Source organism: Aurantimonas aggregata, from assembly GCF_010500835.1.
GTDB classification, from domain to species: domain Bacteria; phylum Pseudomonadota; class Alphaproteobacteria; order Rhizobiales; family Rhizobiaceae; genus Aurantimonas; species Aurantimonas aggregata.
Genome location: NZ_JAAAMJ010000003.1, coordinates 153,177 through 168,737, shown reverse-complemented (window position 1 = coordinate 168,737; position 15,561 = coordinate 153,177). Strand labels below are relative to the sequence as shown.

Sequence of the window (15,561 nt, the reverse complement as noted above, 5' to 3'; positions counted from 1 at the left end):
CTCAAACGAGTTCTCTTCCTAGGTAGAAGTCGGGCCGCGGCAAATCAAGCGACGGACGCGTTCGGTTGACGTTCCGTCGACCCTGCGGCGACGACCGCCGGATCGCCGCGCTCGGCGACATCTGCCGAGGACCGCCGCGCGATCGCCGCGTCCATCGTCGCCTCGTCGAGCGGGATCAGCCGCGGCGCCTCGGTGAACAGCAGTGCCGCCAGGATCGGCCTGTCCGGATAGAGTGGCTTCAGGATTTCCCGGTAGAGCGCCAGCTGCAGCACATAGGCTGGCGCCACCGCGGCGAGGTTCGCCGGCGGCGGCCGGTTGGTCTTGTAGTCGACGATCAGCACCGCTTCCGGCGTCACCGCCAGCCGGTCGATCGTGCCGTTGACCCGGAAGGCGCGGCCGGCGAGGCGGATTTCGCCGACGACCGAGACCTCGGCGCGGCTGCCCGACGCGAAGATCGGGGCGAAGTCCGGCGTCTCCAGCACGGCGAGCGCCGAGGCGACAAGCCGGCTCTGCTCGGCCACGCCCATGTCGTCGGCGCTCGCGGCGACGAATCGCTCGGCTGCGGCTTCGCGCTCGCCGGCGTCCAGCTCCGGCAGGACCTGCAGCAGGCGGTGGACGATCAGGCCGCGGCGGATGGCCAGCGACGGCGTTTCGCCGGCGCCCAGAACCGGCGAGACATACGCGGCACTGATGGTCTCGGCGACCTCGGCAGGCTCGATCTCGGTGGCCGCGCCGGCAGAGGAGGGCGACAGCGGCCGTGGCGGCAGGATCTCGGCCGGCAGCGGCGACAGATCGAGCGGCCTGGGCAGTGCGGGAGCCGCCTCCGTTGATGCCGCCTCCGGCCCCGCGCCGGCTGCCTGCCCCTCGTCGCCGAAGCGCCAGGCGACGACACTGCCGTCGGCGTCCTCGACCGGCCGGCAATCGGCTTCCAGCGCCGCCTGCACGCGCGGCAGCCAGGCCGCTTCGTTGGGCCCCCGCGTGCCGGCGGTGCCGCAGATCACCAGCCGGTCGGCGGCGCGGGTCATGCCGACATAGAGGAGCCGCCGATATTCCTCCTCGGCGAGCTGCTTCTCGGTTTCCTTCAGTTCGGCAACGATGCCGTTCTCGAGCTCCTTGGCGGCACGCCAGAGGAAGCCCGGCGCCTGGCCAGGCCGCAGCCCCGGCATGGTCCCCCACGCCATCAGCCGTGATCCGTGAGCGTGGACGAAGGGCGCCGAGCCCGGATCGACGAGGAACACCACCGGCGCCTCCAGCCCCTTGGCCGCGTGGGTGGTCATGATCCGCACGGCGCCGCGGCCCTGGTCCATCTCGCGCTTGAGCACCGGCGGCGCCGAGGCGAGGCGCGAGAGGAATGCGTCGAGCCCCGGCATCCCGGCCTCTTCTTCTGAAAGCGCGAGGTCGAGAAACGCGTCGATGACCTCGCTGGCATCCGAGCCCAGCCGGGCGGTCAGGCGCCGGCGTCCGCCCTCGGGCCCGAGGATGCGGGCGTAGAAGGCGAAGATCGTCTCGAAGCCCGCGCGGTCGCGCAGGGCATCGAGCCGGACGAGCGCTTCGCGCGCCTTGGCGAGGAATGCTGCGGCCGTGTCGTCAGGGACGAATTCCGGCAGCCGCACGAGGCCGTCGGGACCGGCGAGGCGCCGCAGGCCCAGCGACAGCGGCTCCCGCTCCTCGCGCGACAAAGCGAGCGCCATCAGCTCGTCGTCGGAGAAGTCGAACAGCGGCGATTTCAGCACCTCGGCGAGCGACAAATCGTCCTCGAAATTCGCCACCGTCCGGCCGAGCGCCATCAGATCCTTGACGGCGATGTGGTCGGTGATCACCAGCCGGTCGGCGCCGGCCACCGCGATCTTCTCATCGCGCAACGCCTTGGCCATGGCCGCGACGAAGCCCGAGCGCTTGCGCACCAGCACGATGAAATCGCCCGGCGACAGCTTTTTCGGGGCGCCCTTGTGGATGATCGTGTCGCCCTGCCAGGCGCCGATCTGGGCCGCGATCCGGCGGGCCAGGCGATTGGCGGGCGAGTTCGCCGGCTCGTGGTCGAGCGGCTGCAACCAGTCGCGCGATTCCGGCTGCGGCTCGGCGACATAGGCCGGCCAGATCTCGACGAGGCCCGGCGCGTCGCCGCGTGCCGTGTGATGCGTCGGCGCCTCGTCGTCGAAGGCGACGCCCTGCCGGTTCAGCGGATCGGCGAACACCTTGTCGACCGCCGCCAGCACCGGCGCCGCGGTGCGGAAGGACTGGGTGAGACGCACTGCCTCGAAATCCGCCCCGGCGTCCCGGGCGCGGCGTTCCATCGCGCGGCGCTCCTCGCCGAACATGCGCGGCGAGGCGCCCTGGAAGGAATAGATCGACTGCTTCTCGTCGCCGACCGCGAAGACGGTGCGCACGGCGTTGCGCGCCCCCGCGCCGGCGAAGAACTCGTCGACCAGCTGGCGCATCACCTGCCACTGCCGCGGGCTGGTATCCTGCGCCTCGTCGATCAGCACGTGGTCGATGCCCTGGTCGAGCTTGTAGTGCACCCAGGAAGCCGCCTCCGAGCGGGTGAGGAGATCGGCCGTCCGCACGATCAGATCCTCGAAATCCAGCCGGCCGCGGCGGCGCTTCAGCAGCGCATAGTCGCGCTCCAGCCGGTCGGCGAGCACGAGCGCGGCGCGGCTCGCCTCGAACAGGCGGAGGGAGGCGAGGCGGTCCTCGATGGCGAGGAGGTGGCCGGCGAGCAACTCCAGCCGCTCGGCGAAATCCTCGAAGAAGTCCGTGACGTGTTTCGTCGCGACGCTACCCGGCTTGCAGGGCACCCCGTCCTTCCTGAGGCACAGCGCCCGGAGCGCTTGATAGCGGGCAGCCTGGATTTCGCCCCCGGCCGGCGGGTCGAGCAGGGCGGTGAGGCCGGCGGTAAGGTCGATGTCGGTCTTCTTCGTGCTGGTCACGGCCACCGCCAGCACGCTGCGGCAGAATTCCGGGTCGAACCCCGGGGCCGGCCAGGCGTCAGCGAGGATCGACGCCTCGTCCGCGTTGGCGGGAACGCCCAGCGCCCGGCGCAGCAGATCGATCGCCTCGGCAAGGCCGCCGGCCTCGTCGACATGCCGGCGGATCGCGTCGCGCTTGCGGACGATCTCGTCGATCAGCTGGTCGAGGCCCCATTCCCCGGCCAGCGACAGCGCCGTGGCGAAGGCCCCGGCGAGGAGCCTTGCCGCATCGTCCTTGGCCAGCGTGGCGCTGGCGCCGGTGATCAGCCGGCGTCGCGCCTCGCCGAGCAGTGCCGCGCTCTCGGTCTCGTCCAGCACCTCGAAATGGCCGGGAACGTTCGCCTCGAGCGGGAACTGGTGGAGGATCGCCTCGCAGAAGGCGTGGATGGTCTGGATCTTCAGCCCACCCGGCGTCTCCAGCGCCTCGGCGAACAGCCGGCGGGCCGCGGCGACCCGCGCCGCGTCCGGGCGGCTGCCGTCGAGCAGGGCGATCTCCTTCTCCAGCACGTCTGGCGCCGCCGTCGCCCAGCGGGCGAGCCGCCCGAAGACCCGGTTCGACATCTCCGCCGCCGCCGCCTTGGTGTAGGTCAGGCAGAGGATGCGCGCCGGCTCGACCCCGGACAGCAGCAGCCGCACCACGCGCTCGGTCAGCACATGCGTCTTGCCGGAGCCGGCATTGGCCGACACGAACACCGACAGCGTTGGGTTGGCGGCGCGCGCCTGGGTGGCGAGGGTCTGCTCGATCCCGACGAAACTGGTCATGACGTGCCCTCCTCGCCGGCATCGTCCATGCCGATCGCCCATTCCTGCGCCCGCGCCAGGTGGTCGTAGGTGCCGGACATGTCGCCGGCGAGGAACGGCCGCACCCGCGAGGTGAAGGGCGTCGTCTCCTGGCGATAGGCGGCGGCGAGGCCGAGCAGCTTGGCGAATGCCTCCTCGCTCAGCGCGTCGGCATCGATCGGCTCGCCCTTCTTGGTGTTATCGTTGCCCAATCGGTCCTCGGAAAGCTTGCGCTCGCGCAGCCGCACATAGACGAGGTCGGCGATGCGGGTCGCCGTCGCCGCCTCCCCGAAGGCGCCGCGCTTGGCCATGGCGCCCTCCAGCGGCAATTGCGGCGCGAGCAACGCGCGGGCCTGCGACAGCGAGGGCGTCGTGCCGGTCTTGAAGTCGATGATCTCGGTCGAGCCGTCCCGCATGCGGTCGATGCGGTCGGCGCGGCCGGTCAGGGTCGTCGAAAGTCCCGGCAGTTCCTGCGCGCCGGAAATCTCGGCGTGGCGCTCGGCGACCCCGGCCCCGCGCCCGCGCTCCCAGACGATGTAGTTGGTCGCCAGCGTCTCCATGCGCGGCCACCAGACGGCGTGGATGTCCGGCGGCAGCGCCTCCTCGGCGAAGGCCTCGCGGGCGATGGCGAGGAGATCGGCGACGGCGTCCTCCGCCTCCGGATCGTGTCCCTCGATCACGTACCGGCCGAGGATCTCGTGAAAGAGATTGCCGCGCTCGGCCGCGTGCGGGTCGCGCATCAGCTCCGGCAGTCGCTCCAGCCGCAAGATGTCGCGGGCATGGATGGCATAGGGGTCGCGGATCAGCGTCTCGACATCGGTGATGCGGTACCTGGTCGGGCGATCGGCCAAAGGCGGGCGCGGTGTCGGCCGGCCCACGCGCGGCGCGATCTCGGCATGGTCGAGGTCGCGCGCATGGGCGAGGAAGGTCTCGCCCTCGCGGACGAGCCGCGCGGCGCCCTCCGTGCCGGCGAGCGTCGTGAGCCGCTGCAGCCAGCGCGAGGCGATCGCCGGGGCGCCACCGGCGCGCCGCGCGCGCGACAGGATCACCCGTCTCGTGCCCATCGCCATCCAGAAATCGTGGGCGGAAAGGCCGATCCGCCGCTCCGGCGGATCGAGCGCGATCTCGCGGCGCATCACCCGGGAGAGAAACGCGCCGGAGCGGGCGCCCGCCGGCCACGTACCCTCGTTGAGGCCGCCGAGCACGGCGACGTCCACATGCTGCAGCCGCGCCTCCAGCGTGCCCCAGACGAAGGCCCGCGCCGACAGGCCGCCGCGTGGCCGCACCGTCTCGCCGGCCATCAGCGCCGCCACCACGTCCGGCAGTTCGGCGGCGGCGAAGTCGAAGCCGGTCCGCGGCGCCTGGACGAGGCCGGAGAGGAAGCCGGTCAGTGTCTGCCCTGCCTCACCGGCATAGAGCTCCTCGGCGCTGCCCGACGGCGAGCGGGCCAGCGCCTCAAGGCAGTGCGTCATCGCCAGCGCATAGTCGGCGATCTCGCCGGTTGCGGACCGCAGCGTCACCAGCGGCGCCAGCGCTTCTTCCAGACGCACCGCCATTGTGTCCGCGAGATCGCGTTCGGCGGCGCTCACCTCCCTTACCGGGCGGGCAGCCCGGTAGGGATGCTCTTCCAGCGTCTTGCGCCTCGCCGCCTGGATCGCCGCGAGCTTGGCGCCATCGGCGACGCCGACCGAACCGCGCAGCGCGATCAACTCGATGGCGCGCGCCGCCCGCCGCGCGTCGCCCGGCGCCATGCCGAGCCGGGTCAGCGGATGCTTGAGCAGCGCGACGAGCGCGATCGGGTCGCCCGGCTTCAGCGCCACTTCGATGGCCGTTGCCGCCAGCGTGCCCGGCGCCGTCGCCGAGAGCGGCCGGCCGGCGGAATCATTGGCGGCGATGCCGAAGCGCGACAGCTCCGAGACGACGCGGCGGGCGAGATTGCGGTCCGGCGTGATGAGTGCCGTCGTGGCCGCGGGGTCGGCCAGCGCGTCCCGCATGGCGCAGGCGATCGCCATCGCCTCCTCGCGCTCGTCCTCCGCCTCGATCAGCGCCATCCCGTCGAGCGCCGCCGGCCCGTGCTTGAGGCTGCCTTCCGCCCAGGCGTCGGTCGTCTCCGCCGGGCGCAGCGCGTCGGCGACGAAGGCCTCGCGCGCCGCCAGCGCCGGGTCCTCGCCGTCGCCGAGATGGTCGACGCTGTCCGGCGTGCGGGCGAAGCGGTCGAGGATGGCTTTCAGGCCGTATTGCGGATGGCCGGGCGCGGCGATCGAGGCATCGCGGGCGATCGCGTCGAAGGCCGTCGGCGGCAGATGCCGGTCGAGGCCGGGCAGCACCAGCGCGCCCTGTTCGAGATGGGCGATGGCATGCATCAGCTCCAGCGTCGCCGGGGCCGTGGCGGTGGAGCCGGCAAGGATGACCGGCCCGCGCGCTCCGCCCTGCCGCAGCCGCTCGGCCTCGCCGCGCAGCCAGGCGTTGCGCGCCGCCGCCTCGCTGACGCGGCCTTGGCTCGCCAGCAGCGCCGGCCAGTGCTCGGTGACGATCGCCAGGAATTGCAGCGTCAGGCGCCACCAGTCCGCAAGGTCGTCCGGCGCCAGCGCCGCGATGCCGGACAGCGACGCGGCTTCGGTCTCGACCTCGTCGAGCAGCGTGCCGAGATCGCCCGCCAGCCAAAGCGCATCCGCCGCCGAGGCCGGCAGCACCGGCGCCTCCAGGCCGAGCGCCTCGCGCTCGCTGATGGCGGTTGCCGTGCGCCAGTGCCGCGCCAGCCGGGCAAGATGCAGCCGCCGCGTCAGCTCGTCCATCACCGGCAGCAGGGTCGGCCGGTCCTGCGGCGCGGCGAAGAGATCGGCCGCGTCGCTCTCGCCGATCGGCCGGATCGCCGGCAGGATCGCGCTGCCCTTGCCGAGCGCCCGGGAAAATTCCCCGGCCAGCGCCCGCGCGGCGCGGCGCGTCGGGACGTAGATGGTGACGTCCGCCAGCGCCAGCGGATCGCCCTGGTAGGCAAAGGACGGGACGATGCGTCCGGCCAGCAGGCTGTCCGCGAGGGTCGGCAGGAAGGGCCGGCCGGGCGGGATCGACAGGATGTTGGCGCTCATCGCCCGAGTCTACAGGGGCCTTGCGCGATTCGCATCGGCCGGCGTGGCAGCGACGCTACGCGGCGCCGGCGGACGGCACGTCGATCCGGCAGACGACGCCGTCGGGCTCGAAGGACAGCGCCACCGCGCCGTCGAGCTCGCCGGCCAGGCTCTTCTCGATCAGCCGCGTGCCGAACCCCTTGCGCGTCGGCGCGGTGACCGTCGGTCCGCCGATCTCGCGCCAGGTCATCCGCAGCCGCCGGTCCGACGGCTGTCCCTCTTCGGTCCAGTCGATCGCCACCCGGGCGTCCTCGACCGAAAGCGCGCCATATTTCGAGGCGTTGGTGCACAGTTCGTGCAGCGCCATCGAGAGCGCCAGGGCGGTCTTCGGCGTCAGGTTGACTGGCGGGCCGTTGGCGGTGATCTGGCCGTCGCCCTCGGCGCCGCGATGCGCCGCCAGCGCGCGGTCGACCACCGCCTGCAGCGTCGCGCCGGTCCAGCTCGTCTCGGTGAGGACGTCATGGGCTTGTGCGAGGGCGAGCAGGCGATGGGAGAAATCGTCGCGGGCCCGTTCGTAGGATGCCGGGTTGCGAAAGGTCTGGGACGCGATGGCCTGAACCGTGGCGAGGGAGTTCTTCACCCGATGGTTCAGCTCGTTGATCATCAGATGCAGATGCTCTTCGCCGGTCTTGCGCTCGTGGATGTCCTCCGTCGAGCCGTACCACCGGACGATCTGCCCCTCGGCGTCGCGCCGCGGATAGGCACGCGAGTGCATCCACCGATAGCGGCCCGACACCATCCGGGCGCGGTGCTCGACATCGTAGGGCTCGCCGGTCGACAGCGACTGCTTCCAGGCGACGAGCGACGGCTCGACGTCCTCCGGGTGAAGCGCCTCGCCCCAGGCCTCGCCCATTCCGCTGCTTCCCGTCCATTCCCGCCAGCGTTCCGCCACCCGATCGATCCAGCCGTCCGATCCGGCCGTCCAGGTGGTCTGGGGGTTGAGCTCGACCACGTGGCGGTAATTGTCCTCGCTTTCGCGAAGCGCGATCTCTGCCTCGCGCCGCTCGTGGATGTCGATGACGGAGCCGACATAGCCCAGATAGCTGCCGTCCTCGCCGAAGCGCGGCCGAGCGGCGTCGATGGCCCAGCGATAGGCGCCGTCGCGCCGCCGCAGCCGGTACTCGACGCGGAACGGCAGATGCGCCGCGTTGGCCGTATGAAACGCCTGTTCGGCCTCCTCGCGATCGTCGGGATGCGTGGCATTAAGCCAGCCATATCCCTCGCCCTCGACTTCGGTCTGCCCCGTATATTCGTACCAGGGCCTGTTGAGATAGCTGCAATATCCGTCGGGGCCGGTGACCCAGATCATGACCGGGGCGCTGTCGGCCATGCTGCGAAAGCGCGCCTCGCTCTCGCGCAGCTGGCGTTCGACCTCGACCTGGCGCGTGGTTTCGGCGACCCCGCACAGCATGCCGCGAGTGGTGCCGTTCTCGTCCCGGACCGGCGAGTAGGAGAAGGTGAAATACGCCGTCTCGTCATAGCCATGCCGGTTGACGACGAGCGGCCAGTTCTCGAACATCGTGGCTTCGCCGGCGAGCGCCTTGTCGATCAGCGGTTCGATGTCGGTCCAGATTTCCGGCCAGACGGCCTGGAATCGCTCGCCCAGTCCGGACGGATGCTTGTTGCCGAGAAGCCGCGAATAGGCGTCGTTGTAGAGAAAGCCGAGGCCCGGACCCCAGGCGACGAACATCGGAAGGCCGGAATCCAGCATCAGGGCGATCGTCAGGCGCAGCGCCTGCGGCCATGTCTGCGGCTCGCCGAGCGGCGATGTCGACCAGTCACGCTCGCGCATCAACCGGCGAATGTCGCCGGTGCCCTCGAGGAAGCGGAGCGTTGACGGAGAGGCGGTGACGGCCATCGTCTGATCAGCCAAATCTCATGCCCTTTGGCTCAGCTCGATGGCGAGAACGCGGCGGGAATCACAGCGTCTGGTGGCCTGGATGCGCTCGGCACCGTCGCTGATCGTGGGCATCACGAAGCATCGCAACTTGCCGAGTGGATGGTTATCTCGGCACACCCGGCCTCGTCGTCAAGGGATGGGAAGAGGCCAAGAACACCGCCGGCAAACCAATACCGCGGCTTTCCGAAAGGACTGACGGCCGACGGCTCAGGCCGCCGCGCTGGATTGGAAGGCCTCTTCTGCCTCGACGAGGGCGGCGGGGGTACCGACGGTGATCCACAAGCCGCCCAGCCGCACGCCGTAGAGCCGTCCGGCGTCGATTGCGTGGTCGAAGATGCGGTTCAGCGAGAATTTCTCCGGCTGCATGCCGGCGAACACCGACGGCTTGATGATCGCCGCGCCGGCATAGATGAACGGCGACATGTCGCGCTCGGCGACCCGGGCGAGCCGGCCTTCCGGGTCCATGGCGAAATCGCCGCGGCCGTCGTAGCCCGTCGCCTGCCGCATCTCGGCGATCAGCAGGCTGACATCCATCTTCGCCGGATCCCAGAGATCGGCCATGAGATCGAGATTGTCGCGATAGCCGTCGATCCAGAACGTGTCGGAGTTGATCACGTAGAACGGTTCGGTGCCGAGTTCCGGCAGCGCCTTGACGATGCCGCCGCCGCTGTCGAGCAGCAGGTTGCGCTCGTCGGAGATCACGATCTCCATGTCCTTGCGTCGGCGCAGATGTGCCTTCATCAGGTCGGGCAGGTAGTGAACGTTGACCACCACCCTTGTGACGCCGTTGCGCGCCAGCGCGTCGAGCCCGTAGTCGATCAGCGCCCGGCCGCGCACCTCGACCAGCGGCTTGGGGATTGTCGAGGTGATCGGCCGCATCCGCTTGCCGAGGCCGGCGGCGAGGACCATCGCGGTGGTCGGCTTGTAGGTCGGGGATTTCAAGATCGTCATCGTCCGTCGCATGTCGTGAGTTCAGGGGGCCTCGTCGTCGAGGACACCCCAGGCGGCATAGAGCGCTTTCAGCGATGCCAGCGAGGGATGGCCGAGCGTCCGGCCGAGATAGGTCTTAATCCGTGGTATGTGACGCAGATATTGCGGCTTGCCGTCGCGTTCCAGAAGCCGGACGAAGATTCCGAGCACTTTCGAGGCGCGCTGGGCCGCCATGATCGCATAGGCGCGCTCGAAGGCGGCCGCGTCGAAACGGGGATCGCCGGCCGTTCGCCGCGCGACATAGGCCTCGCGCAGGCGGGCCTCGAGCGCGGCCGGCACGTCGACGCGCGCATCCTGGGCGAGCGCCGCGACGTCGTAGGCCGACGGGCCGATCACCGCATCCTGGAAGTCGATCAGCCCGATCCGCCGCCGCCCCGTCTCGCGCGGACGCCAGATGACGTTCGGCGAATGGAAGTCGCGCAGGACGAGGCTGGTTTCCGTGGCGCGCACTTCGGCGAACAGATCCGCCCAGATCCCGGCGAAGATCGCCCGCTCCTCGGCGGTGGCAGTGCGGCCCTTGGCACGCGGCAGATACCAGTCCGGCAGGAGATCGACCTCGATCGCCATGGCGCCGGGGTCGAATGGTGGCACCGTGTAGACTTCGCCGCCGGCGACGGGCAGGTCTGCGGGCCATGCCGCTTCGTGCAGGTCGGCAAGGCAGAGGACCGCCGCTTCGTAGCGCTCCGGCGATGGTCTTCCGGCGTCGTCGAGCAGCGTATCGTCGCCGAGATGCTCGATCAGCAGCAGTCCGTGGTCGAGATCGGCTTGGTGGATCGCGGGCGCGGCGAAGCCCGCCGCGGTCAGCGCATCGGCGATGGCGACGAACGGCACGACGTCCTCGGCGAGATGGGCGATGCGGCTGTAGGGCAATCCGTCGCGGACCGGCGGTCCGTCTGGCTGGTGCGGCGCGTCCATGAGGATCAGCGGTTCGGCCGTGCCGGCGTGAACGGTCTCGTAGCGCCGGGTGGAGGCATCGCCGAAGAAGCGCCGGCGTTCGGCCTCGCCGAGGCCGGCGCCGGCGAGGAACGACCGGATCGACAGCGTACGGCGCACCCGCTCCGCCGCCGGCCCGCGTCCGGCAAGAGCCGCGACGCGCCCGCCGCCCGCGGCCATGTCGAGGGTAACGACGAGGCTCGCCTCGCCAAGCACGCGCGGCGCGTTTTGCGGCCATTCGATCAGCGCGACCCCGGCCTCCACCATCTCGTCGAAGCCGAGTTCGTCGAGCTCGTCGTCGCCGCCGATGCGGTAGAGATCGAAATGCGCCACGTTCGGCTGGGTATCGTAGACCTGGACCAGCGTGTAGGTCGGCGAGGGCACCTCGAGCGACGGTTCCCCGGCCAGATGCCGGATCGCGGCGCGGGCCAGCGTCGACTTGCCGGCGCCGAGATCGCCGCAGAGCGCCACGATGTCGCCAGCCCGGAGCATCATCGCGAGATCCGCGCCGAGCCGTTCGGTGGCCGCGGCATCAGCGAGCTCGAGGCGGGCGATCTCTTCCAGCGGGTCGGCTGCGATCATCGGTTCTCTTGTCAGGGCAACGGCCGGTCTTGTCATTCGGCCGCGTCCTCGAACCGGGGGCGGCCGTTTTCCTGGTGATCCGGCGGCGTCTCACCGAGCGGCAGGGTGCAGATCACCGTGGTTCCCTCGCCGGGCGCCGAGACGATCTCGATCGTGCCGCGGTGCAGCTCGACGAAGCTCTTGACGATGGAGAGGCCGAGCCCGGCGCCCGACTGGCGGCCGCCATTTGGATTGGCCTCGAAGCGCTCGAAGATCTTGTCGACATTGTCGTGGGCGATGCCGGGGCCGCGGTCGGTGACCTCGAAGCGGATCGTGTCGTCGCGTCGCCGGGCGCGCAGCGCGACGGCGGAGCCGGCCGGGGCGAAATTGGCCGCGTTGGACAGCAAGTTGAAGAGGATCTGGGTGAGGCGGGGCCCGTCCGCGCGCAGCGTCTCGCCGGCTTCCGCGAGGTCGATGTCGAGCGTCACGCCGGCTTCGGTGAGCCGCTCGCGCACGCCATCGGCGGCATGCGCCACGGTTTTGGCGATGTCGACCGCGTCGAGCTCGAGCTCCATGATCCCGGCGTCGATCGTGGCAAGGTCGAGAATGTCGTTGACAATGGTCAGCAGCTGCGACGTCGAGGTGGAGATGTAGTCGAGATACTCGCTCTGGCGCTCGTTCAGCGGCCCGGTCTCCGGCGTGCGCAGCAGCGCCGAGAAGCCGATGATGTTGGTCAGCGGCGAGCGCAGCTCGTAGTTCACGTGCTGTACGAAGTCGTTCTTGATCTGGTTCGCCTGCTCCAGCGCCTCGTTGCGCTCGCGCAGCATGCGCTCGGCCTCGCGGGCATCCGAGATGTCGGAGAAGGTGAGCATGGTCTGGCCGTTCGGCAGCGGCACGATGCCATAGGCGACGGTATGGCCCGAGGTGAGCGCGAATTCGCCCGTCTCGGTGTCGCGGCCGGCTTCGTCGAACGCCGTCACCGCCTGGCTGAACCGGGTCCAGCCACGGGCCTCGCCCTCGTCGTCGTCGCCGCCGACGATGGCGAAGTTGCAGAGCTCCGGCAGCGCATGGATGCGCGGACGCGAGCGCAGATACTCGCCGTCGAGGCCCCACAATTCGGCGAAGGCGGGGTTGGACAGGCGCAGCCGCCCGTCGCTGCCGAACACCGCCACGGCTTCGCGCAGATAGTCGATGGTCTCGCGCTGCAGCCGGACGGTCGCCTTGACCTGGCTTTCCAGCTCCAGCTTCTCGGTGATGTCCTCGAACACCCAGGTGGCGCCGCCGCGCGGCTGCGGCGTCGCGATGACCCGCAGGGTCCGCCCGTCCGCCAGGTGCCACAGCGTCTCGGTCGGTTCGGTGGCGCGATAGGCGGCAAGGTCCTGGTCGCGCAGCTCGCTGTGGAATTCCTTCTCGACCGGCAGGATCCCGGTGGTGCGCAGGTGATCGAGCAGCGCGAGGTGGTCCGGCTCGGAATCGAGATAGGTGTTGGTCAGGTCGAAGAGCCGCTGGAACGCGGCGTTGTAGTAGGCGAGCCGGGTCTTCTCGTCGAAGCGGGCGACGGCCGTGGTGAGCTGGTTCAGCGTCTCTGACTGGCTGTCGATGGTCTGGCGCAGCTCCATGCGAACCTGTTCGGTCTCGGATACGTCGGCGGCGAGCCCGGCCGAGCCGAGCGGCCCGTCGGCCTCGACAACGGCGAAGTTGCGCCGGTCCGCGGCGACGACGGTCGAGAGCTTGCCGGAAAACACTTTCGCCTCGGCGCGATGCGCGGCGATGGTCAGGCGGTCCTGCTGGCTGAGAAACTCGCTCTGGTGCGCCAGGCACTCGGCGACCGAACTGGCATCGACGGCGCTGGCATAGCTTTCGTTGACCCATACCAGCCGTCCGTCGCGCTCGCGCAGCCAGATCGGGATCGGCGCCGCGTCGAACAGGCGCTGCATGGTCTCGATCGTCGCCAGCGCGCGCTGCTCGGCGGCTTGGACCTCGCGCAGCCGCTCGCGCAGGCCCTGCAGCCGCACGAAGCGCACGGTCGCCAGCGCTCCGATGGTCCGCCCGGTCGCCTCGATCACCTGGCCCTCCGCCAGCTCGATCTCCAGGCAGAAGGGCTTCGCCGCGCCGCGCAGGCGGTCGATGCCGTCGGCCAGCGCCCTTGCCGCGGAAGCTGGCATCCAGTCACCGAAGGCCAGGAAGCGCTTCTCCTCGAGCGGCGCGCCGCAATCGCCCGGCAGGGCGCCGAGGATTTCCGGCGCGCCCGGGCCGGAATAGATCACGATCCGCTCGTCCGCGCCGGCGAGCAGCGCTGCGCGCGACTCCGCCTCGGCACGACTGTCGGCGAGATTGGCCCGCAGGAGTTCGTTCTCGGCCGTCGTCTTCAGGCGCTGGCGGATGATGAACACCGCGGTCAGCATGGTGGTGCCGATCATCATCGCAAGCAGGGCAAGATAGAGGATCTCGACCGGATTGAGCACGCCGGCGAGGGCGCTGCGGCCGGCTGCCGGGATCTCGGTCTGGGCCACGGCGAGGGCCGGGATCAGCAACGCCGCGATCGCGGCTGCGAGGGGCGCCGCACCGCGGCACATCCGCATCGCCGAGCGCGGCGCGCTGCGTGTGGAATCGCTATTCGGCCGGAAAGCGCTGACGCGCCCGGACCCACCTTCCTCGAACATCCTGTCTGTCCCCGTTTGAACTGCCGCCGCTTATCGAGACATGACTCAAGGCACGCGTCGTGGCGCCGGCCCACCCTCCGGCAGCCACGATTCGGACATAGTAGCTCTTGGTTAATTCGGCGCAATCCACAACAAAGCCGGGCCGGCAAAAAGAAAAGCCGCCGGACGGCTTGCGTCGCGGCGGCTTGTCTGAGTCGAAGAGGCTGGTTCAGCGCATCAGTAGCGGTAATGCTCGGGCTTGTAAGGGCCCTGCTGGGTCACGCCGATATAGGCCGCCTGCTCTTCGGAGAGGACCGACAGCCTTGCGCCAAGCTTGCCGAGATGCAGACGGGCAACCTTCTCGTCGAGATGCTTGGGCAGGACGTAGACTTCGTTCTGGTACTGTTCACCCTTGGTGAAGAGCTCGATCTGCGCCAGCGTCTGGTTGGTGAAGGACGCCGACATGACGAAGCTCGGGTGGCCGGTGGCATTGCCGAGGTTGAGGAGACGGCCTTCCGAGAGCAGCAGCATGCGGTTGCCCTTGGGGAACTCGACCATGTCGACCTGCGGCTTGATGTTCGTCCATTTCAGGTTCTTCAGCGCGGTGACCTGAATCTCGTTGTCGAAATGGCCGATATTGCCGACGATGGCCATGTCCTTCATCTCGCGCATGTGCTCGATGCGGATGATGTCCTTGTTGCCGGTCGTGGTGATGAAGATGTCGGCGCTGGCGACGACGTCCTCGAGCTGCACGACCTCGAACCCGTCCATCGCCGCCTGCAGGGCGCAGATCGGGTCGACCTCGGTGACCTTCACCCGGGCGCCGGCGCCCTGGAGCGAGGCGGCCGAGCCCTTGCCGACGTCGCCGTAGCCGCAGACCACGGCGACCTTGCCGGCCATCATCACGTCGGTGGCGCGGCGGATGCCGTCGACCAGCGATTCCTTGCAGCCATACTTGTTGTCGAACTTCGACTTGGTGACCGAGTCGTTGACGTTGATCGCCGGGAAGGGCAGCAGGCCCTTCTTCTGCAGCTGGTAGAGACGGTTGACGCCGGTCGTGGTCTCTTCGGTGACGCCCTTGATGGCGTCGCGCTGCTTGGTGAAGAAGCCGGGCGACATCGCCATGCGCTTCTTGATCTGCGCGACGAAGAATTCCTCTTCCTCGCTGGCCGGGTTGGACAGGACGTCCTCGCCCGCCTCGGCACGGGCGCCGGTCAGGATGTACATCGTGGCGTCGCCGCCATCGTCGAGGATCATGTTGGTCGGCTCGCCGTCCGGCCACTGGAAGATCTGGTCGGTGTAGGTCCAGTAATCCTCGAGCGTCTCGCCCTTGATGGCGAAGACCGGGATGCCGGCCGCGGCGATCGCGGCGGCAGCGTGGTCCTGCGTGGAGAAGATGTTGCACGAGGCCCAGCGGACCTCGGCGCCGAGCGCCGTCAGCGTCTCGATCAGCACCGCAGTCTGGATCGTCATGTGCAGCGATCCGGTGATCCGGGCGCCCTTGAGCGGCTTGTCGGCGCCGAATTCCTCGCGGCAGGCCATCAGGCCCGGCATCTCGGTCTCGGCGATGTCGATTTCCTTGCGGCCGTATTCCGCGAGGGCGATGTCCTTGACGACGTAGTCGTTGGCCATGAGAGCGTCCATCCGTTCTTCGATATGGC

The 15,561-nt window shown here is 69.7% G+C and carries 7 protein-coding genes; all 7 read right to left on the bottom strand.

Annotated features, from left to right (window positions below; genetic code table 11):
• Positions 1-44 precede the first annotated feature (44 nt).
• The 7 genes from addA to ahcY all read right to left on the bottom strand — a co-directional run bounded on the left by addA (position 45) and on the right by ahcY (position 15,532).
• Positions 45-3,728: a double-strand break repair helicase AddA gene (addA, locus tag GTW51_RS06975; protein WP_163043178.1), complete on the bottom strand. Its 3,684-nt coding sequence runs from the start codon at positions 3,726-3,728 to the stop codon at positions 45-47.
• On the bottom strand, positions 3,725-6,835 hold the full coding sequence (addB, locus tag GTW51_RS06970; protein ID WP_163043177.1) for a double-strand break repair protein AddB: 3,111 nt from the start codon (positions 6,833-6,835) through the stop codon (positions 3,725-3,727). Before addB ends, addA begins: the two co-directional genes overlap by 4 nt.
• A 55-nt stretch (positions 6,836-6,890) precedes the next feature.
• Positions 6,891-8,747 (bottom strand): PAS domain-containing sensor histidine kinase, encoded by a 1,857-nt coding sequence (locus GTW51_RS06965; protein ID WP_163043176.1) that lies wholly within the window; start codon positions 8,745-8,747, stop codon positions 6,891-6,893.
• 234 nt (positions 8,748-8,981) lie between these two features.
• Positions 8,982-9,725 (bottom strand): nucleotidyltransferase family protein, encoded by a 744-nt coding sequence (locus GTW51_RS06960; protein WP_163043175.1) that lies wholly within the window; start codon positions 9,723-9,725, stop codon positions 8,982-8,984.
• A gap of 21 nt (positions 9,726-9,746) precedes the next feature.
• The gene (gene tsaE, locus GTW51_RS06955; protein ID WP_163043174.1) at positions 9,747-11,279 is read right to left on the bottom strand and encodes a tRNA (adenosine(37)-N6)-threonylcarbamoyltransferase complex ATPase subunit type 1 TsaE; all 1,533 of its coding nucleotides are present in this window, start codon (positions 11,277-11,279) and stop codon (positions 9,747-9,749) included.
• 32 nt (positions 11,280-11,311) lie between these two features.
• Entirely contained in the window at positions 11,312-13,834 is a 2,523-nt protein-coding gene (locus GTW51_RS06950; RefSeq protein ID WP_203565938.1) for a sensor histidine kinase, read from the bottom strand.
• Positions 13,835-14,137: 303 nt separating this feature from the next.
• Complete coding sequence (gene ahcY / locus GTW51_RS06945) at positions 14,138-15,532, bottom strand: adenosylhomocysteinase (RefSeq protein ID WP_163043345.1); 1,395 nt, start codon at positions 15,530-15,532, stop codon at positions 14,138-14,140.
• Positions 15,533-15,561: the final 29 nt, after the last annotated feature.

Coding starts and splice junctions, on each gene's coding strand:
- addA (WP_163043178.1), bottom strand. CDS start 3,728: ATGACCAGTTTCGTCGGGATCGAGCAGACCCTCGCCACCCAGGCGCGC.
- addB (WP_163043177.1), bottom strand. CDS start 6,835: ATGAGCGCCAACATCCTGTCGATCCCGCCCGGCCGGCCCTTCCTGCCG.
- GTW51_RS06960 (WP_163043175.1), bottom strand. CDS start 9,725: ATGACGATCTTGAAATCCCCGACCTACAAGCCGACCACCGCGATGGTC.
- tsaE (WP_163043174.1), bottom strand. CDS start 11,279: ATGATCGCAGCCGACCCGCTGGAAGAGATCGCCCGCCTCGAGCTCGCT.
- GTW51_RS06950 (WP_203565938.1), bottom strand. CDS start 13,834: ATGTGCCGCGGTGCGGCGCCCCTCGCAGCCGCGATCGCGGCGTTGCTG.
- ahcY (WP_163043345.1), bottom strand. CDS start 15,532: ATGGCCAACGACTACGTCGTCAAGGACATCGCCCTCGCGGAATACGGC.